The sequence below is a fragment of the Aquimarina sp. RZ0 genome (genome assembly GCF_008370685.1).
Classification (GTDB): domain Bacteria; phylum Bacteroidota; class Bacteroidia; order Flavobacteriales; family Flavobacteriaceae; genus Aquimarina.
This window is the reverse complement of record NZ_VTZU01000185.1, coordinates 1-2,220: the sequence shown is the minus strand read 5'-3', so window position 1 is coordinate 2,220 and position 2,220 is coordinate 1. Positions and strand designations below refer to the sequence as shown.

The window sequence follows — 2,220 nt, the reverse complement described above, 5'->3', positions numbered from 1 at the left end:
GATCGTGATCGATTTGTAAGGGTATTGTTTCAAAATATACAAAACGGAAAAGAGCATAATTTTCAGACCTATGTACAAAGAGGTCGTGATGGTACTGAATATACAAACACCCTGGATTTTGGGAGTATTATGATGTATAGTCCCAAATCTTTTTCTAAAAACGGACAGCCAACAATCACCAAGTTGGATGGGAGTTCTTACCGTACACAACGTAATGGTCTATCGAATGCTGATGTTATAGGGGTAAATAAAATGTATCCTGGAAATGGAGGCGGTGGCGGAAACGGAGGGAACACAACTGATCTTGCGGCTGGTAAATCTTCTTTTCAATCGAGTACTTATCGAAATGATACTAATCGATATGGATCAGGTAAAGCTGTTGATGGCAACACAGGTAATATTACTCATACTAACAAGCAGAATAAAGCTTGGTGGGAAGTTGATCTTGGAGTTAACGCAGATATCAAAAATGTTCAGATATGGAACAGAGCTGACTGTTGTAAAAATAGATTGAGTGATTTTGATATCAAAATTTATGATAGAAGAGGAGGAAGACAGATAAAATCTATCAGAGTGAATGAAGAGGCAAGAAGAGGAAAAGCTTATAACGTAAATGCAAGAGGTAGAGTTGTAAGAATTCAATTAAGAGATACAGATTTTTTACACCTGGCAGAAGTAAAAGTCAATGGGAGAAGGTTGCGATAGTACATACTTGAGTGTAATTAATACATCTCCTTAAACAAATTTTATAGAAAATAGCGTCTTTTTAAGGCGCTATTTTTTTAAAAAAAAGCATAATAAAAAAAACATCTTGCATAATCACTATAAAAACACTCAAATATAAAGCAACAATTTTTTGTTCATAGCGGTACAATTCTTAGATGAAACTATCGTAAACTGAATCGAATTATTTTTTAATTCGAAGTGTGAAACAAAAAGAAATGATTTTTGCAGTTAATTTCATTTGAGGATGGTATCAGCATAGCCTTAAACGTTTACTTTTAGATAGACGTATAAACGAATAACGCATATTTTGAATACGTAATTTTGAATCGAAAATGATATCAAAATCTTGAAGAATAATAGAAAGAATCTCTATATAACTACAAAGTAATTTTTGAACATAATAGCTTCGTGTAATCTGGTTTCAATCATTCTTTTTTAATAGTAACAAATGGAGTACTGAACTCATCTTGCGTAGTGGTTTTTAATCGAAAATTTTGGCTTTTGTACTATAATGAAATAGTTTCTTTTTCAGTATAGCCCTGGTTAAAAAAACCAACAAATTAGTGTGCAAAACGTAAATTCTGTAGTCAAGCAGTACTCAAGATGAGTTCACTATATAATACGATTTATAACTAAAAATTTCGCGTATTCATCGTTTCTTTTTCCTTTCTACTTCGTTTAAAAAATAAACCGTAGCTATAGCTATGCTTGATTTTTTTGCCTTGCATAAAGAAAAAATAATTCAATGAATTTATACGAATTTTTTAATCACAAATCGTATAAAACAACTATTAATAAAATACCCAAAATCAAAAAAGAGGCTGTACTGATTTTTTTTGAACATTTACAATTGTAAGAGAATATTCTGTATACTTACTTCTTTTTTCTTACAGTTGTAGGGGTAATAAAGAGTATACATTACTTATCACCCTGTTTTTCTTAAAAAGATCGAAAAGTTTAAAAAAACATGAACAAGTAAAAAAAGATTTTGTAGTTTTTCTGATTAAACACAAACTTAATTTTAAGAATTATGAAAAATTATTTCAAAATCGGGCTAACTTCCCTGATTATGACAGCTGTATGTTTAATTTTTGTAGGCTGTGAAACAGAAACATTCCAGGATGAACCTTCGCAAGGAGAAGGATTTGCTACAGAAGAGGCATATCCTGGTAGAGAAGGAACACTACATTCCTTGAAATTAAACGACGAAACAGTAATTGCAGAAAATTTTGGAGAAAAAAATGTATCAGTTATAGGTGATATGCTGTTTTATACAGATGAATCTGATGGTGCTGTTAGGAGTGCAGGTAGAACCGGTGGCAGATGGCCCAATAATACGGTGTATTATGAGATTCAGAACGGAATGCCTAATCAACGAAGAATAACCGATGCCATCAGACATTGGGAATCCAAGACAGCTTTGCGATTTGTAAAAAGAACAAACCAAGGTGCTTATATCTTTTTCCAAAAAGGAAGTGGTTGTTCATCTTTTGT

Annotated in this window: 2 protein-coding genes; both read left to right on the top strand. The window is 32.1% G+C overall.

Features of this window, described 5'->3' with window-relative positions:
- On the top strand, positions 1-705 hold a 705-nt coding region (locus F0000_RS27080), incomplete at its 5' end, for a M12 family metallopeptidase (protein ID WP_188112316.1).
- A gap of 1,051 nt (positions 706-1,756) precedes the next feature.
- Positions 1,757-2,220, top strand: a 464-nt coding sequence (locus F0000_RS27075; protein ID WP_255452917.1) for a M12 family metallopeptidase, incomplete at its 3' end; no start/stop codon positions are given.